Raw genomic sequence first — 632 nt, 5'->3', positions numbered from 1 at the left:
GTGCACGTAACGGCGAGCAGGGTGCAGACAGCTTTATCAACGGGCAGGTAGACGATGTTCAGGTGTGGGGCCGTGCACTGAGCGGGAGTGAGGTGCAGGGTTACATGCTGACGCCACCGGTGGCGGGCGAAGCAGATTTATTGGCGTACTACGACTTCAGCCGCGCGAAGGGCCGCTGGGTAGAGAACGTGGCGAGTGGCGAGTTTGATGCGTTGTTGTCGGCGGACGGTCTGCTGAGCCCGGCTGAGGCACTGGCGGACACAGACGGAGACGGTATCCCGGACCGGCATGAACTGGCGATGTGTACCGACAGTACGTTAGCAGATACGGACGGTGACGGGCTGAGCGACGGCGATGAGCTGGGCGTGAGCGGTACACAGGCCCCGAGCAATGCGTGCCGTGCTGACAGCGACGGTGATGGCATTCCTGATGGGGTTGAAGCGGCATTGGGCAGTGACCTGATGGTGGCCGATACGGGGCAGGATGCAGACAGTGACGGGGTCAGTAACTGGTCGGAATACGTGGCGTTGACCGCGTCAGAGGAAGAGCCACTGATGAGTGGTGACCATACCCTGGATCTGCGTAGTCTGGAGGCGTATGCCACCACAGGCTATCACGCGTCGGGGAATACC

General features: G+C 61.6%; 1 pseudogene. It reads left to right on the top strand.

The features are described from left to right. Positions 1-632 (top strand): annotated as a pseudogene (locus tag GMA8713_RS27930) (LamG domain-containing protein); the annotation flags it as partial.

This window comes from Grimontia marina (assembly GCF_900060185.1).
Taxonomy (GTDB): domain Bacteria; phylum Pseudomonadota; class Gammaproteobacteria; order Enterobacterales; family Vibrionaceae; genus Enterovibrio; species Enterovibrio marinus.
Note: the sequence above shows the minus strand (reverse complement) of the source record. Positions and strands in the feature narration are given on the sequence as shown.